Source organism: Luteolibacter sp., assembly GCF_039920825.1.
Classification (GTDB): domain Bacteria; phylum Verrucomicrobiota; class Verrucomicrobiia; order Verrucomicrobiales; family Akkermansiaceae; genus Luteolibacter.
In genome coordinates this window covers 115,585-137,517 of sequence record NZ_JBDSCX010000070.1, presented here as the reverse complement: position 1 = coordinate 137,517, position 21,933 = coordinate 115,585, and the positions used below count along the sequence as shown (strand labels likewise).

The window sequence follows — 21,933 nt, the reverse complement described above, 5'->3', positions numbered from 1 at the left end:
CGAGATGTCCGGGAGGACGGAAAGCTGAGGATCCTCGTCGTGGATGACGAGCCGACCCTGAGGCTGGGATTTGCCTACGCCCTCTCCAGCAGGACGACGATGGTGGAAACCGCGGCCACCGGGCGAATCGCGCTGGATCGAATCGCGGCCACCACTTTCGACGTCATGATTCTCGATCTTCGGATGCCCGACCTCGACGGGATCGGCGTCATCGAGGCGCTGCGGAGCAACGGCGATATGATGCCCATCATCCTGTGCAGCGCCGCGCTTCACCCAAGTGCCGCGTTGCGAGCCATCCGTCGCGGCGTGGTTGATTTCCTGCTCAAGCCGGTGCGCCCGGTGGATCTCCGGCAAGTAATCGATTTCGTCATTCGTCCGGAAAACCGCCCGCTCCCGCAGGCGATGAAGGCGGCCAGAAGTGGAAATTACGCGGAGGCCATTCTCCTCCTTGAAAACCAGGACTCGCCCAGCAGACAAGCCGCGCATTGGCTTAGCCTGTTGAAATCGATCCGGGATGCGGATACGGCGGACGACACGTTTCATCTGGAAAAATCGGTTGGAATCAATCTATCTATTCTCGCGTTCAATTCACCGACGGCGGGTTGAAATCAGTTTCTCACGGGAGGCATCACCAGCGGTGGGGAAGCCACTTTGAATTCCTCCGCACTGCCAGACGCATCCGCGCCCCTAACAACATCAAGTTGATTCACGACGCGTAATACTCCGGGGATTCCGCGGGCAGTGAACCCCGCCGCATCACTTTCCTCGAGCCGCGCGACGCTTCCGGTTAGAGTGACCGTATTGCCGTCCATGGCGACATTGATCGATCCCGCATGGATTCTGGCGTCCCCATCGAGGGCATCGCGGAGAGCGGCAATGGATTCACCTTCTGAATAATTTTTGTCCGCAACTCCCTCCATGGCGAGATCGCGATTGACGCTGAGGCGGGAAACCCGGACTTCGGTAACACCCGGCAAACGACTCCGGCGCACCAAACGGTCGATTTCACCGAAACTTCCCACCTCGCCGCTGATCCTGACAATTCCGGATTTCACCTCAACCGTGAGGTCCAGTCCCTCGCAGAGCGGATCGCGGCGGATCATGAAGCGGAGCTGTTCCGCGATTTGCGAATCACCGGCCGTTGCCTGGCTCGTAACGGTTAGTTCATTGTCCACCGCCACGGCTCCCCGCACTTTGGAAACGATTTCCGTGGCGAAGTCCCGGTCGCTCCAATTACCCACGCTGCCGACCAGCGACAGCCGGTGACCGGAGATGGAAACCCTGATCTTGTCCGCAACGATCATTTTTTGCCCATCAAGGGCCGACTTGGCGGCACGTAGAATTTCAGCCGGAGGTTGTGGGTTGATCTGGATTTGATTCACGACCGCCCGCACGCCGACACTTGCGACAGCCCGGGCAGTGGCGCGTTCGGCCTGTGCCAGTGAATCGGCGGTGCCGGTGAGAAAAGCCATGCCGTCCTTGATGCGGACGTGGATGCGGGCTCCATCCAGCTGCTTGTCCTGGTTGGCGTCCATTTGAATGAACTCCGCAATCTCCGAATCCCCTCTAGGAGCAAGCTGCGGGGAAGCGAACAGCAAAGTGGACGCACCCAGCGTGGTGACCGTGAAAACGATCAATCGATGGTGGTTCCGATTGAGTTGGTTTGGCTTCATGGTTTCGGATGGGCTGGATTCCTGACGATGATGTTCTGTCGCAAACGCAGTGCCAAAATCGATTTTGGCGGTTTTTCATATTCGTTATGAATGGGTTACAAATTCGATGATGAATTCGGGCAACGGCTGCCGGGAAATTTTCATGAGCTTCACGCAACCATCTCCGTGCAACTTGCAATTTGTAATAGTCCGCTATTTCGGGAAAAAAACAAGGGCAGGCGTGCCCCCCGGTCCGCCTGCCCTATTTAGCGATCACCTGAAATCAGGTGAAGAAAGGGGATAATGATTTTTCAATGGGTTCTTCCGCGAAGGGCGCTGCTCAAGGCAGAGACCAATAAAAGAATCACGAAAGCGAAGAAAAGAATTTGGGCAATACTGGCGGCAGCTCCGGCGATACTCGTGAAACCGAGCAAACCGGCGATCAGCGCCAAGACGAGAAATGTGAGGGTCCAGTTGAGCATGAGAAAATGAGGTTGTTGCGTTTTCAACTTTGCAGGAAGCCGGCCAACACGGTCCATCGCCCGTTAAATCACTGGTTTTTAATGAAATCCAACACGCCACCCTATTTTGTTAGTGACAATCCCAATTCAAGTTCAACGGAATCTGCACGCGACAGGGCTCACTTTGCACGCCCTCCCTGTTCATTGAGGTAAGTCGATTTGAGCCATATTCCGGTTGTCCTTTCCCGCGGGATTACTAGGTTTCAAGCCGTGCCTTCGGAGGCATCAAACACCCATCTTTTCATGGCCAGCCAACTCCAGCGCCCCACTGACAAACGCGTTCTCCTCATGGGCACCTGCCTTTGCGATGCTTTCTACGACGATGTCGCCAAAGCCACCGTCGAGGTCCTCGAGCACCTCGGCGTCACCGTGGAATTCCCCGACAACCAGACCTGCTGCGGGCAACCCGCATTCAACTCCGGCGACTGGGTGGCATCCCGCAAAGTCGCCCGCCACACGGCTTCGGTTTTCTCCAGAGAACTTCCGGTCATCGTTCCTTCGGGTTCGTGTGCGGCGATGAATTTCCACGGAAATCCTCTACAGTTTGAGGAAAACCCGGATGCGTCCATTGACTCGCTCGCCCGTCGGACGTGGGAAGTCATGGATTTCATTTTCAACGGTCTCGGCATCAAAAAATGGCCGGGAAAATTCGCAAACCCGACCCGGATCGCCTTCCATCGCTCCTGCCACAGCCGTGGCACCGGCAGCGGGGAGGCCACGCTTAAGTTGCTCGAATCCATCGAAAATGCGGTCGTTTCCCCCTTCGGCCAAGCCGAGCAATGCTGCGGATTCGGCGGGACGTTTTCGGTCACCTTCCCGCACATTTCCGGCCGGATGGGATCGCTGAAACTCGACCACATTCTCGAAACCAACCCCGACATCCTCGTCAGCGGCGACATGTCCTGCCTGATGCACCTCACCGGTCTCGCCATTACCCAAGGCCGTCCGATCGAGCACCTTCACGCGATCCAAATTCTCAGAAATTCACTCCCATCATGATCGGCATCCAACCCATCGATCAATACGCTCGAGATATTTCCGACGAGAAGCAGCACTCGGTCATCGACGGCTCCTCCGCCGGCACGGACAAGCGCTACTACGTCCTCCACAAGGACTATCCGGATCCCGACGCCTTGCGGGAACTCGCGGCTTCCATTAAGGACCACACGCTCCATCACCTCGGTGACTATCTCGCGAAGGCGGAGAAATCACTAACCGACCGCGGCGTCAACGTCCACTACGCCTCCACCGACGAGGATGCGCGCCAGACAATCCTTTCCATCCTGCGCGGCCACGGCGTCAAGCAACTGACGAAATCGAAATCGATGGCGGCCGAGGAGATCCACCTCAACCCATTCCTGATAGAAAATGGTGTCGAATGTCTGGAATCCGACCTCGGCGAATTCATCATCCAGCTCGACGGCGACGAGCCTTCGCACATCGTCAAGCCGATCATCCACAAGAACCGCCGGGAAATCGCCAAGACATTTCTCCGTGAAGGAGTCGCCGGCGATTACAACGACGACCCGGAAACCATCACCCGCCGCGCGCGGGTCCATTTCCGGAAAAAATACATGGAAGCGCAAGCCGTCATCACCGGCGCGAATTTCGTCTGTTCAGACACCGGTCGCCTGATCCTCGCAACGAACGAGGGCAACTCGCGCTTCGGCATGGCTCCGGTGCCGGTGCATATCGCGCTCGTTGGCATCGAGAAAATCATCCCGGAGGAAAAGGATCTCGCGGTTTTCCTGAATTTGTTAGGCCGCTCGGCCACCGGACAGCAGCTCACTGTTTACACTGAGTTCATCAACGGACCGCGCTCCGCCAATCAACCGGACGGACCGGAGCACATGCACGTCGTCTTCATGGACAACGGCCGCACCGATGTGCTCGCATCGAACTGCAAGGAAATCCTCCGCTGCATCCGTTGCGGCGCCTGTCAGAACGTCTGTCCGGTCTATCGGCAGGCATCCGGCCACGCCTACCGATCGACTTACGGCGGCCCAATCGGCGCGGTTCTATCACCCATCCTCTTCGGCAGCCGCTTCCCCGAACTCGCGGACCTTCCCAAAGCCTCGTCCCTCTGCGGCGCGTGCAATGAAGTCTGCCCGGTGGACATCCCGATCCCCGATCTGTTATTGCGCCTCCGTGACAAGGCGAAGCGCGAGGAAATCCCCTCCGCCGGCTCCATCCCGATGTCGCCCTTCGCCACCCTCGCCACCTCGCCCTCGCTCTGGCGCACCGCCATGACCATGTCGAAAGCCATGAACCACCTGCCCATCCAGGTCGCGCCGATCAAGCCACTCCAAGACTGGTTAGGCCAGCGCACCCTGCCGGAATCGCACGGGGGAGATTTCAGGAAATGGCTGAAAAACCGCAAGACCTCTAAGAATTGACCACGGAGGGAAGGAGAAGAGAAGGAGGTCACGGAGAATTTCATTTTATCAGACCCTCTCTTCACTCCCTCTTCACTCCGTCCCTCCGTGGTCAAGAATCCCATCCCATCACTTTTATGGAAATGCCCCATCAGGAATTGACCGGCAAAGTCATTGCCGCAGCCATCGCGGTACACCAGGATTTGCGCCCTGGCTTGGATGAAAAACTCTACGAACGCGCGCTCTGCATCGAGTTTACCGAACGGGAAATCCACTTCAAACAGCAGCCAATCTATCAGGCGAAATACAAAGGCCGCCTCATCGGCAATCTCATCCCCGACCTTGTCGTCGAAGATACTCTCATCGTGGATGCCAAATGTGTCGCTTGTTTCACCGCAGCCCATGAGGCCCAAATGATCGGCTACCTCGCCATCACTGGACTCGATATCGGTCTGTTACTCAACTTTAAAACTTGGCCACTCGGCAAACGCCGCCTCATCCGCCCCGGCTTCCAGCCAGACCCGATCTAACTCTCTCTTCCCTCCCTCTTCACTCCTTCCCTCCGTGGTAAAATCTTAATTCGCATTCACTCCATGTCCCGCTCCGCCATTTTCGCCAAGATCGAGTCCGCCACCTCCGCCATCAAGGACAAGGCTGTCTATCCGAAATACGACATGTCGCTCGTCCACTCCGCGCCGAAGCTCGAAGGCACGGATCTCTGGGAAATTTTCGCCCGCAACTTTTCCGCAGTGAACGGCAAGCCGATGACTTCGATCGGCCAGCTGATCGATTTTCTCAAAACGGGAAACCAGCTTCACGGCTACTGTGATCCCGCGCTCTACGATTCCATCGGCAGCCAACTCGCCGCCGCCGGGCTGACGGTGGAAACCGAATACGACCGCAACCGCTACGACGACTATAAGTTCGGCATCACCCAAGCCACCGGCGCCATCGCGGAGTCCGGCAGCGTCATCCTCGATGATGACCGCACCTCGCACCGTCTTGCCGCGCTTTCGCCGTGGGTCCATGTCGCCGTGGTGGAGCGGAATGAAATCCACCGCACCATCCCGGACGCCATCGCCGCATTCGGCGACAGCCCGAACATCATCTGGTGCACCGGCCCATCCAAAACCGCAGACGTTGAAGGCATCCTCATCGAAGGTGTCCACGGCCCGGGTGAGCAAATCGCGCTATTGGGGGGGTGCCCCTACGCGATCGCGTAATCCAAAGAATGCTTGGCAGAGAGCGAAAGTGTTGATAATTAATGGATCTTGATCACCTCATTTCTGCCTTCCAAAGTGCTGATACTGCTTGTGGCCGCGTGCCTCGTGTGGGTCGGTTTACTTTCGCTGGCCTACGTGCTTTTGAGCGGCACGACCATTTCCTCCGGCTGGATCGTGGCGGGAGCGTTGGTGTTCGCGGTGATCGCTTGGGTGCTGGTGATGATCCGTGAAATCCGGGATTCGATCCTTGTGCCTGATTTCTCCGCCCACGGCGAGCGAGTGGACGAAAATTACGATGTGGACGGAAAATCCACCGAGTCCCGGCCAAACGAAGGGATTGCGGGCAGGTCCCTTATGGGGCGCCGCGGAATGACTCCGGGACGTGGCAGCAAGAGCAAGCCGCGCAAGGTCCGGTCGCGTGGGGCGGTGCTTTCCGAGTCCGCCAGCCGCTGAATTTTTCCACCCGGACGTTTGACATCCCGCCACGGGCTGAAACATTCGGGCGCATGTACGAGACAAGCGGAAAAATCAAAATGATCGGTGAAGTGCAATCCTTCGCCAGCGGCTTCACCAAACGTGAATTCGTCGTCACCACGGCTGCGGACAAGTATCCGCAGGACATCAAGTTCGATATGGTGAAGGAAAAATGCGCCATGCTTGATTCCTTCAAGCCTGGCGACGACGTGCAGGTCAACTTCGACATCCGTGGCCGCGAGTATAACGGTAAATATTTCGTGGATCTCTCCTGCTGGAAACTCCAGCCCGCCGACGGCGGTTCCGATGCCGGTGCCGGACCATCCCGTTCCGCTCAAGGAGCACCACGCGCTGCGGCGTCACCGAGCGCGGAGCCGTCAATGAACGATTTGCGGGACGAGGATGATTTCGACGACGTTCCGTTCTAACGAATAAGGAGGGTTGGACTCCGGCCAACCCGGATGATGGCGAGCGGAAGCAAAGAGCTTCGCGCTTGGCTGGCTCGCGCATCGGCTTCGTGGACGAGGCGTCCACGCTCCATCGGGAAGAGCTAACGGATCATTAAAGCGCCGCAGATCATTCCTGCGAGAAGCGCGACGGCCAGCGCCCACCAATACCATTTGAGGCCGGTCTGGCGGTGCGGGCTTTTGCCGAATTCCCGTTTGCAGTATTCATCATAATCAAAATCGTCGTCGGGCAAACCAAGACCGTCGAGCGACGTGGATTGCTCCCAGGATTTTTTGCTGCGAACCTTCTTCACCGCCTTTTTCGCACACCCCGGACACGGTTCGCCGACGCGGACTTCGCGTTCGCAAAACGGGCAAAGGTAGCTGAGAACTTCAGGCATCGTCGGCGGCTACCAATGAGGCCGAGCAATCGAAGGTGTGCAAGCCAGAAGAATCTCTTGGCATTCGGACGGATGGGGTGGAAGTTCGGCGCGAGATGGGATTGAGCCTAGCCGAACTACGCGACGGATTGCCGGATGGTGGGTTGTTTGGCGGCGGCGCGTGGCGCTGGTCGCCTGAGCCGCTGAAACTGACCCAGGCCGAAGCGCGGCAGATGATGTCACTGGGACATCCGCTGGCCCGGTTCCAGCAGGCCTGCGACGCGCTCTACCGACGCAGCGCGGCAGGAAAACTGCCGGAATGGCTGGCGGAACTGCTCGACGAGGGAAAACCGGATTGGCTTGCCATGCTCCAACGCGAACCGGGCATGGCGGAGCAATTTCCCCGCGTGATCCGGCCGGATTTGATTCTGACGGAGACAGGATTTTCCATGACCGAACTGGACAGCGTCCCAGGCGGTATCGGAGTGACGGCTTGGCTTTCACAGGTTTACTCGAAAGCCGGATTCGATGTCCTCGGCGGTCCGAACGGGATGATCGATGGTTTTCGATCACTCATGCCCGAGGGCGGCACGGTGTTGGTTTCCGAGGAATCGGCGGACTATCGTCCCGAAATGGAATGGTTGACCGCTGAGCTCGGCGGGACTTGGAACGTGAAATCCGCGGAGGAATACCAACCGGGTGATCGGGCGCTCTATCGGTTTTTCGAACTGTTCGATTGGGAATCCGTGCCATCGGTGAGGCATCTTGCCGAGGATGCGGCCGTGGGGAAAATCAAGATCACTCCGCCGTTCAAACCCCATCTGGAGGATAAGCTGTGGCTGGCCCTGCTGTGGTCGCCCGCATTGAAAAAAGTCTGGGAGCAAACCCTGCGCGGCAGCCACCTCAAACGCTTGCGATCCCTGGTGCCGTTCGGCTGGGTGCTCGATCCCGAGCCGCTGCCACCGCATGCCGCGCTGCCACGGATCAACGCGCATTCCTGGGAAGAGGTCGCGAATTTCAGCCAGAAGGAACGCCAGCTCGTGCTCAAGGTCAGCGGTTTCCATGAAACCGCGTGGGGTTCGCGCGGAGTTTTCATCGGCCACGACATGCCGGCGGCGGAATGGTCCGAGCGGCTTCACTCCGCACTCGATCAATCTTCGGAACAACCATGGATCCTTCAGGAATTCCGCGAAGGCCGGCGGATCGAACATCCGGTTTTCCGCGACGATGGCTCGCTCGAAATGATGCAGGGCCGGGTGCGACTTTGCCCGTATTTCTTCACGAACGACGTCGGGCAGACGAAATTCGGCGGTTGTCTGGCGACCATCGTTCCCGCGGACAAAAAGAAGATCCACGGCATGAGCGACGGAGTGTTGGTACCGTGCGTGATCGGCTGATCATGGATTGCGGTGGCAAAGCGCAGTCCATGGTGAAAACGAAAAAACAGCCCGGCGTTTCCACCGGGCTGTTTTTGAAAATCGATTCAGAAGGGAATCAGACGATACCAGCCTTCTTGAGCGTCACGAAGGCACCATTCTTATTGATGGTCTTCAATGCGCGGCAGCTCAACTTGAGTTTCACGAACTTGCTCAGCTCAGGAACCCAGATGCGCTTGGTCTGGAGGTTCGGGGAAATGGTGCGTTTCACGACCTTGGTGACGTGACGACCGATACCGCCCTTTTTCTTGGCCAAACCTGAACGGTGGATTTTGCCGCCGGAGCGGACGCGGGTTCCTCGAATACTGCAAATGCGTGCCATAATAGAAATTGGTGGTTGCGGGACGCGGAGAATGGCCATGAGAACCAACCCGTCAAGACGAATCCTGACAATTTCCGCCTAAAGTTTCTTCAATCGGTCGTTCCGCAGCAGATTCACCCAACGCTCGATGTCCCGGAAAATGGTTTCCCGTTTCGCGTCATACATCAGCAGATGGTAGGCTTGCGGGTAATCGTGATACGTTTTCGAGACCCCGGAGGGGATGCGGGCGACGAAGCCACGGACGTCGGAATCGTTGTTGAAATAATCTTTTCCGCCATGAAGGACGAGGACCGGCTGGCGGAAAGTGGCGGCGCAATCGTTCATCGTATCGATGTGGCGGCCCAGCGTGCCGATCAGGCGCAGGGTGTGTTTCTCGACGTTGTAGGAGTTCTTCTGGACCTGCTCGTTGTGATGGGAAGTCTGGGTCATTTGGATATCCTGACCGCCGGACAGGGTTTCGAGGGAAATCCGGGCGAGCGGCAGGGTGGTTGCGGCGATTTGCACCAAGCCGGGAGTCCAAGCGGGAATGTCGTCACGGAAACGGACGATCGGTGAGGAAAGGATGAGTCCATCGGGAAGCGGATCTTTCGCCGGGGCTTCGCGCAGCGCGTGAACCGAGATCAAGGCCCCCATGCTCTCGCCGAACCACACGATTTTCGCATGCGGATGCTGCTCGCGCACGAGTTGGGTGAAAGCGAACAAATCGCGATACCAGTCCTTCGGATCACCGATGTCTCCGCGGCGTTCGCGGATCGGGTCGCTGCCTTGCCCGCGCACTTCGTAGGCGTAAAGGCCGGTTTTCGGCTGGTATTGGAGCAGGTGGTTGCCAAGGTTCGCGTAATCGATGGATGCACCACAGAAACCGTGGATTCCTATGATGACCACGTCCGGATCGACAGTTTCAGAAATCCACTTGCGGTAGCCGAACGAGTCCGACTTGGCGCTCGCCTCATTGACGTGGTTCACCAGCGTGTATTTCGGCGCGCACGTGGTCAGCACAAGTGCCGCGATGCAGGCACACCCGCGGATGATTCTTGAAACTGACGGTTGGGTCACGCGGGTAAGTTCGCAGGATTTGAGAAAAGAGCAATGCCTGAGCCTTGAGAGGAATTTTAAGAAACATCCCGGAGAAAATGAATTTCCAACAGAGCCGACTCGTATGTTATAGCGAATTGTCAATTCACCTCCCCATGAAGAATCTCCTGTCTGCAATTACTGCCACTTTGGCTGTTTCCATCTCCGCCTCCGCGGCTCCGCGGTTGGTCGTTTCGACTCCTTCGCTGGTTCCCGAATCGCAGATCGACATCGTGTTGGATTCTCCGGCCGTCGCGGCGACGGAATTGGGAAAAACCGTCGAAAACAAGTGGGTGGAAGTTCAACCCGCGATGCCCGGCAAACTGTTTTGGAAGGCACCGAACATCGCCCAGTTGATTCCGGATTCCGCCCCGGTGATCGGTGCGAACTACACGTTTTCCATTTCGGGAAATCACGCGTATCTCGACGGGTCCGCGGTTCCTGCGGGAAAATTCGCCACACTCGCCAGCGAGCCGTTCCGCGTGATGGCGTCGAATGCGCCGAACCGCTGGTCATCGGATTATTCACCATCCACCGGCGAGTGGCTGATCGTTTTCAATGATGCTGTGGATCCGGCAGTCGCGGCGAATTTCATTTCCTTCAGTTCGAAATCAGGACTGCGGGTCGCCGCCCGCGTCGAGCATCCCACCTACGAACGAGCCGGATACTATGCGAGCAACTACAAGCCATGGACGGATCGATTTCCCGGGACAAAGGCGGGCGAGCCGGCACCTGACAGCCCGGTCCCGTTCATTCTATCGGTGACCCCGGCGACTCCGCTTCCCGCCGCCGATGGCTGGGTGCTTTCGGTTTTCAAAGGGCTTCCTAACCGATCAACGACCGCGCAGGTTTCCGAATTGGGCAGCTATGACGTCGGCGACATCAAGCCGTTCCAAGTCGCCAATATCAACGCCTACGTCACAGCGGATGAGCCGCGCCAGATTGTGATCGAATTCAACCATCCCGTTTCGGAGTTCCTGCCGGTGGATTTCCTAACAAAATGCCTCGATATCACCCCGCGTCCTGAAAACCTCAGCGCGCGCTTCGAAGGCCGCGAGCTTTACCTATCAGGAAACCTCGCCGATGCCGAAAAATACACGGTCACCATGCGACCACCGTTCACCTCCAAGGCGGGCCTCGACCTCGCCTCGCCGTCCACCAAGGAAATCACCTTCGAGCATCTCGACCCGGAACTCGTCCTGCCATCGAACAACGAGGCCCAGCTTGCCAACGGCAGCCGCATCTATCGGGTGCAAACCATCAATATCACCAGCCTTCACGTCCGCATCAAGAAGCTCGCCGGCACCGATCTCGTCCGCGCCTATCAGGGTTACCGCCAATACACCGGCAGCGGCCACGATGGAGAAACCGTCCAACCGACATCCCCACTCCCCTACTCGCTCGTCGCCGGGGAAACGATTTTCGACAAGGAGATCGCGCTCGAAAATCCCGTGGACACCTCAAAGGAAATCACCCTTCGCTGGGATGAAATCCTGCCTGCGAACCTCAAAAACGCCGCTCTCTTCATCGACATCACCGGCACACCTAACAAAGACAGCGGCAAGGAGGGCCGCCGCAATGCCCAAGCCCTGCTCCAGCTCACCGACATCGGACTGGCCTGGAAACTCACGAGTAAGGATGCTTTCATCTACGCTTTCTCCTGTGATACCGGGGTGCCGCTTCCCGGAGTGAAACTCGAACTCTTCGGCGAGGACGCGGCCGCCCTTCATTCCGCCACCACCGACGCCTCCGGCCTTGCCTCCGTGCCTCGGCCGGACACAGCACGTCATCTTCACGCCACGCTCGGGGCAGACAGCTATCTAACTGCTTTCGATTCCACCATGGACACTGTCGGCCTCTGGCATTTCCCGATCCGCTATTCGTGGAATGAACCGGTCGAATCGAGCCGCAAGGCATTCCTTTTCACCGATCGTTCGCTGTATCGCCCCGGCGAAAAAGTTAGAATGAAAGGCATCGTCCGCAGCCTGCGCGGCAATACCGTCGAGGCAGCGAAAGCAAGCCCGGCCCGCATCGTGATCATCGATCCTGCGGAAAACGAAATCCACTCCAGTCCGGTCACGATTTCCGAGTCCGGCTCGTTCGATTTCACCTTCACCCTGCCTGCCGGAAAAACCGGCACCCACATGATCCGTCTCGAATACCCCGAAGAACTTGCTCAGGCAGAGGCACTCGAAGACGATTGGGAAAAACAGGAAGCCCTCAATGAAAGCGGCCGCTTTGAAATCCCGTTGCGCGTTGAGGAATTCCGCCGCAACTCATTCGAGGTCTTACAATCCGTCGCCGCTCCCGCCACGGGAGCCACTACGCTTTCGGCGGATCTATCAGCCACCTATTATCAGGGCCAACCCGTCGCCGCCGGCAAGGTGAAATACTTCAGCCGCGTCACCGCGCGAAATCCCTACCCGGAACGTTTCCGCGACTATCTTTTCGGAAACCACCGCACTGACGATTGGACTTACTGGTATCACTACTTCGGCTACCGCTCGGACGATGAAGAAGATTCAGGAAGCCAGGTTTCGCAAAACCAAGGCGAGGCCGTGTTGTCCGCCGATGGCAAAGCCACGCTCCCTGTGGAAATCCCGCAGGCGAAATTCCCCACCACCCGCGAGGTCGCCATTTCCTCGGAAGTCACCGACGCCAACAACCAAACCCTGACGTCCACCTCCACCACTTCGGTCCATCCCGCGTCCGTTTACATCGGCATCTCCCGCAACGATAGCCTCGTCCGCGCCGGTGACGCGTTGCCATTGAAAATCGTCGCCACGGACACCAACGGAGAACCTTTTCCAGGAGCCGTCAAGGTCACCGCCACTCTCACCCGCGAGGTGAATTCCACCGTGAAATCCCGCACCGATTCGGGTGCGACCACCACCCGCAACGATGTCGCCGAAGAAACCGTTAGCACGACCGAACTCACCCTCGATCCCGCGAAATCCGCCGGCCAGGGCAACGACTTCATCGTGACGCCGAAATCCACAGGCCGTCATTTCCTAACTGTCCGCGGCACCGATCCCGACGGCCGCGCGTTCGCCACCGTCACTTATTTCAACGCCTACGGAACCAATGAATATCCATGGCTCTATGAAGACGGCATGCGCGTGAAGCTCGTCGCCGAGAAGAAATCCTATAAACCCGGCGAAACCGCGCGGGTGCTGGTTCTATCACCCATCGAAGGCACCGCGCTGGTCACCGTCGAACGCGAAAAAGTCCTGCGTTCGTTCCAAGTGCAGCTCAAGGCAGACAAGCCGGTCGTCGAAATCCCCTTGTCCGCCGACGATGCGCCCAATGCCTACGTCTCCATTCTCATCATCAAAGGCGCGAAGGAATCCGCCCGCGATCACAAGGAACCGCAACTCCGCCTCGGTTACTGCGAACTCATCGTTGAAAATCTCCGTGACCAACTCGCTGTTAGCCTCGAAACACCTTCTTCGTGCCGCCCCGGCGATGAAATCACCCTAATCGGAGCCGTCACTCTCGCCGACGGCAAACCCGCCGCCGGCGCCGAAGTCACCCTGTATGCCGAAGACGAAGGCACGCTCGCCGTCATGGGCTATGAAACTCCAAGACCGATGGACTACTTCTACAAGCCGCGGAATCTCGACGTGAAGGCCGGAACCTCGTTCGAAACCTTCATTTCCGAAGACCCCGAAATGCAGGACTTCAGCAACAAGGGATTCTTCATCGGCGGCGGTGGTGACCTGAGCAAACTCGCCGATCTCATGCGGAAAAATTTCGATCCCTGCGCCACGTGGGCTCCCGCGCTTGTCGCCGATGCTTCCGGGAAATTCAGCCACACCTTCAAAGTTCCCGACACGCTCACGCGTTACCGTCTCATCGCCGTCGCCCACCACGACGCAGCTCGATTCGGCCAGGCGGAGTCAGCGATCGTCGTGAAAAAGGATCTCATGTTGGAACCGAAGGCGCCGCGCTTTGCCAACCAAATGGATACCTTCACTCCCCAAGTCCTCGTCCAGAACGCCTCCACTCACAGCGGCACCTGGGAGATCAAGTACAACACCACCACTAGCAAGGAAACACCGTGCGTGGTCGCCGTCGGTTCCACCACCGAGAAGATCACTCTCGCTGCGGGAGCATCCACGACCGTGATTTTCCCAAGCCGTGACGACAATACCGGTGAAGCCGTGCTCCAATTCCAAGCCACCCCCGTTTCCCTCAAAAACGAAAACCTGACTCCCGAACTGACCCGCGCTCTATCCGATGCCGTGGAAACCCGGTTCCAAGTGGAATACCCGATGCCACTCCTCCGCCAGACGAAACTCGTCAGCCTCGGGAAAAGCGGCGCGAAACTCAACCTGCTCGGACAGCTTGACCCACGATTGTTAGAAGGCAGCGGTGACATCGATCTCGCTTTCGCCCGCTCGCCTCTCGTCGAGGCCGCAGGTTCGATCGATTTCCTGCTCCACTATCCCTACGGCTGCGTCGAACAGACGACGTCTTCGTTGATCCCCTGGCTGACCGTGGAATCCTTGAGCTCCGTCATCCCGAGTTTCGCCAGCATTTCAGAAGAGAAAGTCACCACCGCCATCCAGGCCGGAGCGGACCGCCTGCTTTCCATGCAGCTCCCCGACGGCTCCTTCGCCTACTGGCCCGGCGGCACCGAATCCGTGCCGTGGGCCACCTCCTATGCCGGACTCGGATTGATGATGGCCGCGGAAAAGGGTGCGAACGTCCCACCATCCGCATTGGAATCGCTCACGAAAAACCTGATCGAAAGCCTGCACGGCCTTGATCAGGAAAAATCCGCATCCGCCCTCGAAATCCACGCCCGAAGCTTGTTCGTCCTGGCCTTGGCCGGATCGCCGCAGCCCGCCTATCAGAATGTGCTGGTCGATCGCATCGCCGAACTCACACCGGGTGCCCGCTGCCTGCTTGCCTCCGCCATCGCCATGGAGGACGAAGGCAACGAAGCAAACCTGGCGAGAGCCAAATCCGTTCTCACTTCGAAAACCCCATTCAAATCCCGCAACGACAACTGGATGCCATGGTCCGCCGACGAAGCCTACAATCTCATCGCCTGGCAGCTCGTCGATCCGGAAGGAACCGAAGCCACCAAGGTGCTTGACCGCATGCTTCGCGATCGCAATCCCTACGGCCACTGGCGGACGACATGGGTGAACGGCTGGAGCCTGATGGCACTGGCCCAGTATGCCGAAAAGCATGACGTCAACGGCGAGAGCATCAACCTCGCCTTCGAGACCAGCAGCGGCAAGCAAGCCATTCTCCTAACGGAAGACCAGCCCGCCGCATCGCGTTCGTTCAGATTGACGCCCGATCTCAAGCTCTCCGTATCCGCCGATCGCGAGGCGTTCGTCCGCATCAATGTCGCGGCGAAACCGAAGGTCACTCCGACCCAACCCGTCGCCACCAACGGACTTTCGATCGACCGCATCTACGAACGCGTCAACGCAGACGGCACCACCACCATTCTAGCAGATCCACAGATCGGCGATCTGATCCGCGTTTCGCTCCGCGTCACCCTTCCGAAGGACGACACCCGCTATCTCGTCATTGAGGACCCGTTGCCCTGCGTATTTGAAACCGTAAACACCGATTTCAAATCCCAGCGCGCCGCTATCGGAGTCAGCACTAGTGAGAACGATTGGAATGTCAGCCACTCCGAACTCCGCAGCAACCGGGCCTCGTTTTTCCTCGATGAAGTCTGGCGCAAAGGAACCTACACCGTGACCTACCTCGCCCGCTGCACTCTCGCCGGCCAAGCCACCGCTCCGCCCGCCAAGGTCGAGTCGATGTATGATCCGGAGAATTTCGCGCTATCCGCGTCACGGGTTTTCACGACAAAGTGATTGCCAGACCATGTGGGATTTCACGATCCTCGCCGTCGTCTGGGAACTCCGCTCATCCCGGCGAACACCATCATCTTCCCTCGTCCGTGATCATCTCGCATCGGCACAAATTCATCTTTCTCAAGACGACCAAGACGGCCGGAACCTCCATCGAGATCGCCCTGTCGAAGTTCTGCGGACCCGATGACATCATCACGCCGATCACCCAAGAGGATGAAAAAATACGACGCAACCTCGGCTATCCGGGTCCCCAGAACTATCTCGCGCCATGGTGGAAATATGGGATTAAAGACTTCATCACCTTGATCCGCAAAAAGCGCAAGAAGCCGTTATACTACAATCATATCCCCGCCGCCGAAGTCCGCGCGCGCATCGGGAAAGAGATCTGGGAGAGCTACTTCAAATTCTGCGTGGAGAGAAATCCGTGGGACCGGGCCGTCTCCTTTTACTATTGGAAAAACCGTGCGGAGCCGCGTGCGCCGTTTTCCGAATACATCGATTCCAACGCTCCGGTGATTCTCAGGAAAAACGGTTGGGGCGTTTATACGATCGATGATGCCGTCGTTGTGGACAGCATCTGCCGATTTGAAAATCTCGCCGAAGATTTGGAGGCCATCCGTCTTCGTTTGAGCCTCCCCGAGAAGCTCGAACTTCCGCGGGCAAAATCGCGCTTCAGGAAAAACGAAGCCGGTTATCAGGAAATTTACGGGGACACCGAAAAGGCAAGGATCGAGGAACTTTTCTCCGACGAGATTCGCCGTTTCGGCTACGAATTCTAAGTCAACGGTTTGCCACACACCCTCCCGCCCGGAACCCGGTGCCGCAGGCGTTCCTCAATCCAGACTTGGCATGCCCGTTTCCCAAGGCATCCTCCGGGAAATTCCTTCCTGTCCGTTTTCCTCTCTTCCATGTCGCCCGAACAACAACTTGCCCAACTCACCGCCGGCACCGCCAAGGTCCTTTCCGAAAAGGAACTTCTGGAAAAACTCCGCCTCGGCCGTCCGCTGCGGATCAAGCTCGGCGTCGATCCCACCGCACCGGACATCCACCTCGGACACACCGTCGCGTTGGAAAAACTCCGCCAGTTCCAGCTTCTCGGGCATCAGGCCGTCCTGCTCATCGGCGACTTCACCGCCACCATCGGCGATCCTTCCGGCCGCTCCGCCACCCGCCCGCCGCTCACCCGCGACGAGGTCTTGGTGAACGCCGCGACCTACACGGACCAGGCGTTTAAGATCCTCGACAAGTCGAAAACCGAGATCGTGTACAATGGTGACTGGTTCCGTAAAATGACTTACGAGGAAATCCTCAAGCTCAACTCCCGCGTCACCCTCCAACAGATGCTCCAGCGCGAGGACTTCCGCACCCGTCTCGATGCCGGGCAGGAAATCCGCCTCCACGAACTCCAATACCCGATCATGCAGGGCTGGGACTCCGTGGAAATCCGCGCCGATGTCGAGATCGGCGGCACCGACCAGCTCTTCAATATCCTCGTCGGCCGCGATCTCCAGAAGGAAGAAGGCCAGCCGCAGCAGGTTGTCATGGTCATGCCGCTGCTCGAAGGCCTCGATGGCGTTAGAAAAATGTCCAAGTCCTATGGCAACTACGTCGGCGTGTCCGACGCGCCTCAGGAAATGTTCGGCAAGCTCATGAGCGTCTCCGACGAGCTGATGGACCGCTACTACCTCCTCCTGCTAGGCGAAGCCCGCGATCCGTCCGGCCACCCGATGGATGCAAAGAAGTCCCTCGCCGAGAAACTCACCAGCCGCTACCACGGCGAAGAGGCAGGCCCCGCCGCCCGCGCCGATTGGGACACGCGTTTCTCGAAAAAAGACCTCGCCGCCGCCGAGCTTCCGGAAATTTCCCTAGCGGATCTTCCCGCCGAGCTCACCGTGCTTTCCCTCAGCGCGTTCGCATTTCAAACCGCCTTCGGTGTGGAGAAATCCAACGGCGAGTTGAAAAAACAATTCATCACCACCGGCTCCGTCCAGCTCAACGGCGAAAAGCTCACTGACCCCAACTCCGCCATCTCACCGGCAGCGGGCGATGTCCTCAAGCTCTCGAAAAAGCACGCGGTGAGATTGGTTTGAAAACGACCGCCACACAGTGCAGGCACGTCGCACCCTTCTGGTACCGCCGAACATGCTAGAAAGACGGGTCGGCGGGATTGGGTGGAATCACGGGCCGCATCCAACGGCCCCTTGAACGGAGATCCCTGCTACAGAATTATTTCAGGAGGCGATAGTAGGCGTTGGGACTGGCGTTCTGATAGTCCATGAACCTCAGATCTCCTGACGAAACGGGCGCTGCGCTGCCGAGGGTTTCCCAAGCCTGGAGATCGTAGGAACGCTGGATCTGATAGCTGACGCCGCTCTCGCCCTTTAGGAGAACCTCGAGGCTATTTGCATCCAGGCGCTTGATGGGCTGGGCGGCGGCGAACGCATCGCCCGCGGCGGGAGCCGCTACTACGGTCATCGTATTGACGATTTGGTTGTAGGCTCCGTATTCATCGGTGATGTAGTACCAGAAAACGATATTTCCGGTGAAGCCGGCATTCGGGACAAAGGTAAGTTTATTTCCGGAGGCAGTCATGGTTCCTCCCGGCGACGGGGTGCTGCCAGAGTTCAAGACGAAGGAATGTCCGTCCGGGTCCATGGCGAGATCCTTGGCGAAGATGACGATGGGTTGCCCAGCGAAACAGATATAGGTGCCGCCAGTATTTTGAGGCTTGGTATTGGCGAGGCCGCTAATGCCAATCTGATAATCCCCTGCCCCGTCATCGCTGGTGATGCGGAGGCTCGCGGATTTATTCACCCCGCTGACGATGGGTGAGAAGTAGAGGTAGACGTTGACTTCCGCACCGGGTGCCAGAGAGGTCGCTAAGGTGGTCGGTATACTGTCCGAATAAGGATGGGCAAGGCGGAACTGGCTAGCATCCTTGCCCTCGATGGCGATGGAAATCCCGGAAATGGGAATGACGCCATTGTTTCTAAGGATGAGTTGTTCAGAAAGGTTGGACCCACCCACTACAGTCCATGGGAAACTGAGCAAGTGACCGGTGCGTGGGAGGAGGGCGGACTGACCCGAGAAATTGTCCTGCCCGATGACTTCCAGTGTCCTGTAGGCCTCTCCCAACTCGAAGAGATAAACGCTGCCACGATAATCGGTGATGTCTCCGGTGAGCGGATTGGCGATCGTTTCATTGGTTGCCGCGGTAAGAACGGAAATGCCATCGGTAACAATCGGGGTGCCAAAATAGGCGTATGAGCTGGCGTCCGGAGCAATGAGTTTCTGGGTGCGCGACCATGTGCCGCCCTGCTTTCTGAAGACATGGACGCTGCCGGCCAACGGCTGCCCGAGCATGTAGTCACTGGTATCCGAGACGAGGGCGAGATCTCCCTTGAGAGCCACGTAGGCACCAAATGTGTGTGACCTCGTATCCCCTGCATCAGGGGATACGAGGGCGGCTTCCTCTTGCCAAGTGCTGCCGGATCGGCGGAAGACGCGGGCTTTCTGGCCGGCACCCGCGTTATCGGCCCATGATCCCACCAGCAGGGAGTCTCCATCCAGAGCGATGGATGAGCCAAAGGTTCCATACCCTTCCCAGACGGAGGGGCCGATGCCGCTTCCTGCCTTCCACTTGGTGCCACTGCCCGTGAATTCGAAGACGCGGCCATAGTGATAGCTGGCATCAGAGTGCCCGGGCGCACTCAGGAACAGCTGCCCGTCCCCGAGGGCGACCGAGGCCCCGACCTTCCAATAGCTGGTGGAGCCCGCTACGATCAGGCGGGCCTGCTGGACCCAGGTGCCGTTGACCTTGCTGAACAGAAAACCCGCTCCCGGACTATTGAAGGGGGTAGTGGAATACACGGGCGCTCCAATTAAAATGGTATTTCCTCTGAGTGAGATGGAACTGCCGAATCGATCATTATCAGATGCCGAAGAAATTTTGGGCCGCATTTTTGCCTCGGCAGCCCAGCCTTTGGCCCCCTTCCGGAAACAGGTAACAGAGCCGTAGCGGTAAAGTGTGCCATCCCCCGGCGTGGCGGACATCTTCACATCCTGTGGATTGCCAACCATCAGGCAGCCCCCCTCAATATCCACTGCGCTGCCGAAGTATTCAACGGTCGTGGGGGAATCGTCCATGAGGACTGTCTCGATCTGCCACTCACCATTGATTTTAAGGAAAACGTAGACACTGCCTGTTGATTCTCCATAGGGACTGCTATCTCGTGGCACCCCTACCACGATCCTCTGCCCATCCATATCCAGCGCGGAACCGAAGTTCATATAGAATCCACTGTCTCCAGCGGTGATGAGGTCCGTATTTTTCCAGACACCGGACTTCAGACGGTACTCATTCACGATGCCTGCATACCAGTGGGCGTAGGTGTCTGATTGGTAGGCGCCGACCAACACGGTATTTCCCACCAGGGCGACGCAGTGGCCGGATCTGCCATCGGGCGAGGTATTGTAAGGGATGAGACGCGTCTTCTGACTCCATTTGGTGGTTTTTTCAAAGATGTAGGCACATCCGTAGCTGTTGTAGCCAAGAAGGGCACCTATGAGGAGGCGGTTGCCCTGAATGGCAACGGAACTGCCGAAATAGTCGTGCGAGACGGCATCCGTCGCGGTAAGGGTAGCTTCCGAAGTCCATACTTCCGCGGACTTTCTGAAAACCGTCACACTGCCGGCGTCAGCTCCCACGGCGGTGTTATCAAAAGGAGCGCCCACCGCGAGCGCGCTACCATCCGTGGCAAGAGACTCCCCGAAGCGATCCCCTTTGCTGACTCCGTAGACGCGGGTGACGTAGGTCCATGACGAGCCGCCCTTTTTATAAATCATCACTTCCCCGGCTTTTTTCCCAGGCTTCCCGATGTAAGCGTAACCGCTTTTGATGGCGATAGCAGCACCGTATTCATCATTGGTGGTACCGGCGGGATCTTCCAAGCGAAGCTGCAGGGTCCAGACGCCCGCTACTTTCTCGAAGACATAGACGTAACCCTTTCCAATCACGGCGGGCGACCCGCCTGTGTAACCATCCGCGCCCACCATCACGACGCCATCATCCACGGCCACGGAGCAACCGATAGAAACGCCCTCAAGGCCCGGGGGCGGGGAAACCTTTGCGCTGAGCGTCCATTCCCCTGCTGCTTTTTCGTAAATATAACCTGCACTGGAGTAGCCATCTCCGGGTGATCCCACGACGAGGATGTTTCCCTGAAAGGCTACAGAGGTGCCGAACTTCGAGCGCGAGGCAGTGTCGGAGGGGTTCAGCTTGCTTTTGAAGATCCATTCGCCAGCGCTGCGGGTGAAGATGTAGACGCTGCCTCTTGCTTCATTATCCTGCATTGCCCCCACCACAAGCGTCTGGCCGTCGGTGGAGATGGCATTTCCGAAGTAGTCTCCCGCATTGCCATCGCCCAGATTGATAGGAACGAGTTTCGCCGTGACTCGCGTGATGAGTGGGTCCACATACACCGGATAGACTGCGTGGGAATCCTGAAGCTGAATGACGAGGCTGTCTCCTGCGGCCTGCATTTGCGCCTCAATCCTGGCGCCAGTGGCGTCCTTCACCTGCAATCCGCTGTAGGCGAGGGCATTCGCGCCATTGCGGAGACTCCAGATCAGGTCATTTCCAGATTGAGACGGCACCATGCCGTCCATGAAGACGCGGATATCGCGGGTCCCCGTGTCCGTGGTGCGGGTCCCGAGGATGAAGCCGTGCTCGATGCCTTTTGCAGAGTTTTCATACCATTCCACGACTCCATCGGGGTGCTGGATATTCATTCGGGAAGCTTCCGGGCGCATGGTACTGGACGCGCTGGCACCGCTATAGCGGAGCGCTACCTGCCAGGACTCCCCCCTCGAGGAGCCCAGCCGCACACCGCCTTCTCCAAATCTGGCGGTAAGGGACTGCTCGCTGTTTTGCATGAAATGGCTGGCCCCACGATTGATTTCAAGTTCCGTCGCAGCTCCATTGACCGGCATGACCTTGTGCCTGGCCTGATGGAGGAGCTGGGAAATTTCCACTTGAGATGGTGCTCCCTGCCGTTTTTCCGGTGCTGGGGGAGCGGTGCGGGATGGCGAATTGCCTTCGGCATTCTGCAATGGGGCCTGAAGCGCAATAAGGGGATCTGCCTCGGCCCTCGGACAGGTTTTAAATTCGTCAACCTTGGAGGCT

The 21,933-nt window shown here is 58.0% G+C and carries 17 protein-coding genes; 11 read left to right on the top strand and 6 right to left on the bottom strand.

From position 1 onward, the window contains the following. Window positions 1-39: 39 nt before the first annotated feature. Window positions 40-606, top strand: coding sequence for a response regulator (locus ABIQ96_RS20755; protein ID WP_348216553.1), 567 nt, complete (start codon window positions 40-42; stop codon window positions 604-606). A 2-nt stretch (window positions 607-608) separates the two neighbouring features. Here ABIQ96_RS20755 and ABIQ96_RS20750 read toward each other — a convergent pair whose 3' ends face one another. Beyond that, window positions 609-1,673 carry a BON domain-containing protein gene (locus ABIQ96_RS20750; protein WP_348216552.1) on the bottom strand — a complete coding sequence of 355 codons (1,065 nt, stop codon included), beginning with the start codon at window positions 1,671-1,673 and terminating at the stop codon, window positions 609-611. A gap of 290 nt (window positions 1,674-1,963) precedes the next feature. After that, on the bottom strand, window positions 1,964-2,134 hold the full coding sequence (locus ABIQ96_RS20745) for a DUF1328 domain-containing protein (RefSeq protein ID WP_348216551.1): 171 nt from the start codon (window positions 2,132-2,134) through the stop codon (window positions 1,964-1,966). Window positions 2,135-2,416: 282 nt separating this feature from the next. Here ABIQ96_RS20745 and ABIQ96_RS20740 point away from each other — a divergent pair, with 282 nt between their 5' ends. The 6 genes from ABIQ96_RS20740 to ABIQ96_RS20715 all read left to right on the top strand — a co-directional run bounded on the left by ABIQ96_RS20740 (window position 2,417) and on the right by ABIQ96_RS20715 (window position 6,673). Continuing rightward, window positions 2,417-3,172 carry a (Fe-S)-binding protein gene (locus tag ABIQ96_RS20740; protein ID WP_348216550.1) on the top strand — a complete coding sequence of 252 codons (756 nt, stop codon included), beginning with the start codon at window positions 2,417-2,419 and terminating at the stop codon, window positions 3,170-3,172. Continuing rightward, window positions 3,169-4,569 carry a lactate utilization protein B gene (locus ABIQ96_RS20735; protein WP_348216549.1) on the top strand — a complete coding sequence of 467 codons (1,401 nt, stop codon included), beginning with the start codon at window positions 3,169-3,171 and terminating at the stop codon, window positions 4,567-4,569. Before ABIQ96_RS20740 ends, ABIQ96_RS20735 begins: the two co-directional genes overlap by 4 nt. A gap of 116 nt (window positions 4,570-4,685) precedes the next feature. Continuing rightward, window positions 4,686-5,078 (top strand): GxxExxY protein, encoded by a 393-nt coding sequence (locus ABIQ96_RS20730; protein WP_348216548.1) that lies wholly within the window; start codon window positions 4,686-4,688, stop codon window positions 5,076-5,078. 63 nt (window positions 5,079-5,141) lie between these two features. Continuing rightward, window positions 5,142-5,771 (top strand): LUD domain-containing protein, encoded by a 630-nt coding sequence (locus ABIQ96_RS20725; protein ID WP_348216547.1) that lies wholly within the window; start codon window positions 5,142-5,144, stop codon window positions 5,769-5,771. 75 nt (window positions 5,772-5,846) lie between these two features. Continuing rightward, window positions 5,847-6,224, top strand: a complete 378-nt coding sequence (locus ABIQ96_RS20720; protein ID WP_348216546.1) for a hypothetical protein — start codon at window positions 5,847-5,849, stop codon at window positions 6,222-6,224. 53 nt (window positions 6,225-6,277) lie between these two features. After that, window positions 6,278-6,673, top strand: coding sequence for a DUF3127 domain-containing protein (locus ABIQ96_RS20715; protein WP_348216545.1), 396 nt, complete (start codon window positions 6,278-6,280; stop codon window positions 6,671-6,673). A gap of 122 nt (window positions 6,674-6,795) precedes the next feature. Here the strand turns inward: ABIQ96_RS20715 and ABIQ96_RS20710 are convergent, their stop codons facing one another. Next, window positions 6,796-7,092 carry a hypothetical protein gene (locus ABIQ96_RS20710; protein WP_348216544.1) on the bottom strand — a complete coding sequence of 99 codons (297 nt, stop codon included), beginning with the start codon at window positions 7,090-7,092 and terminating at the stop codon, window positions 6,796-6,798. Between the two features lie 95 nt (window positions 7,093-7,187). Here ABIQ96_RS20710 and ABIQ96_RS20705 point away from each other — a divergent pair, with 95 nt between their 5' ends. After that, window positions 7,188-8,468: a hypothetical protein gene (locus tag ABIQ96_RS20705; protein WP_348216543.1), complete on the top strand. Its 1,281-nt coding sequence runs from the start codon at window positions 7,188-7,190 to the stop codon at window positions 8,466-8,468. Between the two features lie 97 nt (window positions 8,469-8,565). On the opposite strand, the gene rpmB is transcribed toward ABIQ96_RS20705, so the two are convergent. Together rpmB and ABIQ96_RS20695 are read right to left on the bottom strand one after the other, a co-directional pair. Further along, window positions 8,566-8,829 (bottom strand): 50S ribosomal protein L28, encoded by a 264-nt coding sequence (gene rpmB / locus ABIQ96_RS20700; protein ID WP_348216542.1) that lies wholly within the window; start codon window positions 8,827-8,829, stop codon window positions 8,566-8,568. A gap of 78 nt (window positions 8,830-8,907) precedes the next feature. Further along, window positions 8,908-9,885 (bottom strand): alpha/beta fold hydrolase, encoded by a 978-nt coding sequence (locus tag ABIQ96_RS20695; RefSeq protein ID WP_348216541.1) that lies wholly within the window; start codon window positions 9,883-9,885, stop codon window positions 8,908-8,910. Window positions 9,886-10,019: 134 nt separating this feature from the next. On the opposite strand from ABIQ96_RS20695, the gene ABIQ96_RS20690 reads away from it, so the two are divergent. The 3 genes from ABIQ96_RS20690 (at window position 10,020) to tyrS (ending at window position 17,839) form a co-directional block, all read left to right on the top strand. After that, window positions 10,020-15,749 carry an MG2 domain-containing protein gene (locus ABIQ96_RS20690; protein WP_348216540.1) on the top strand — a complete coding sequence of 1,910 codons (5,730 nt, stop codon included), beginning with the start codon at window positions 10,020-10,022 and terminating at the stop codon, window positions 15,747-15,749. An 86-nt stretch (window positions 15,750-15,835) separates the two neighbouring features. Next, a complete protein-coding gene (locus tag ABIQ96_RS20685) occupies window positions 15,836-16,528 on the top strand; it encodes a sulfotransferase family 2 domain-containing protein (RefSeq protein ID WP_348216539.1) in 693 nt (230 codons plus the stop codon). Between the two features lie 129 nt (window positions 16,529-16,657). Continuing rightward, the gene (tyrS, locus tag ABIQ96_RS20680; protein ID WP_348216538.1) at window positions 16,658-17,839 is read left to right on the top strand and encodes a tyrosine--tRNA ligase; all 1,182 of its coding nucleotides are present in this window, start codon (window positions 16,658-16,660) and stop codon (window positions 17,837-17,839) included. A gap of 136 nt (window positions 17,840-17,975) precedes the next feature. Here the strand turns inward: tyrS and ABIQ96_RS20675 are convergent, their stop codons facing one another. Then, a complete protein-coding gene (locus ABIQ96_RS20675; protein WP_348216537.1) occupies window positions 17,976-21,539 on the bottom strand; it encodes an Ig-like domain-containing protein in 3,564 nt (1,187 codons plus the stop codon). Window positions 21,540-21,933: the final 394 nt, after the last annotated feature.

Coding starts and splice junctions, on each gene's coding strand:
- rpmB (WP_348216542.1), bottom strand. CDS start 8,829: ATGGCACGCATTTGCAGTATTCGAGGAACCCGCGTCCGCTCCGGCGGC.
- tyrS (WP_348216538.1), top strand. CDS start 16,658: ATGTCGCCCGAACAACAACTTGCCCAACTCACCGCCGGCACCGCCAAG.
- ABIQ96_RS20745 (WP_348216551.1), bottom strand. CDS start 2,134: ATGCTCAACTGGACCCTCACATTTCTCGTCTTGGCGCTGATCGCCGGT.
- ABIQ96_RS20715 (WP_348216545.1), top strand. CDS start 6,278: ATGTACGAGACAAGCGGAAAAATCAAAATGATCGGTGAAGTGCAATCC.
- ABIQ96_RS20705 (WP_348216543.1), top strand. CDS start 7,188: ATGGGATTGAGCCTAGCCGAACTACGCGACGGATTGCCGGATGGTGGG.
- ABIQ96_RS20725 (WP_348216547.1), top strand. CDS start 5,142: ATGTCCCGCTCCGCCATTTTCGCCAAGATCGAGTCCGCCACCTCCGCC.
- ABIQ96_RS20735 (WP_348216549.1), top strand. CDS start 3,169: ATGATCGGCATCCAACCCATCGATCAATACGCTCGAGATATTTCCGAC.
- ABIQ96_RS20710 (WP_348216544.1), bottom strand. CDS start 7,092: ATGCCTGAAGTTCTCAGCTACCTTTGCCCGTTTTGCGAACGCGAAGTC.
- ABIQ96_RS20675 (WP_348216537.1), bottom strand. CDS start 21,539: ATGAATATCCAGCACCCCGATGGAGTCGTGGAATGGTATGAAAACTCT.
- ABIQ96_RS20750 (WP_348216552.1), bottom strand. CDS start 1,673: ATGAAGCCAAACCAACTCAATCGGAACCACCATCGATTGATCGTTTTC.
- ABIQ96_RS20730 (WP_348216548.1), top strand. CDS start 4,686: ATGGAAATGCCCCATCAGGAATTGACCGGCAAAGTCATTGCCGCAGCC.
- ABIQ96_RS20740 (WP_348216550.1), top strand. CDS start 2,417: ATGGCCAGCCAACTCCAGCGCCCCACTGACAAACGCGTTCTCCTCATG.
- ABIQ96_RS20690 (WP_348216540.1), top strand. CDS start 10,020: ATGAAGAATCTCCTGTCTGCAATTACTGCCACTTTGGCTGTTTCCATC.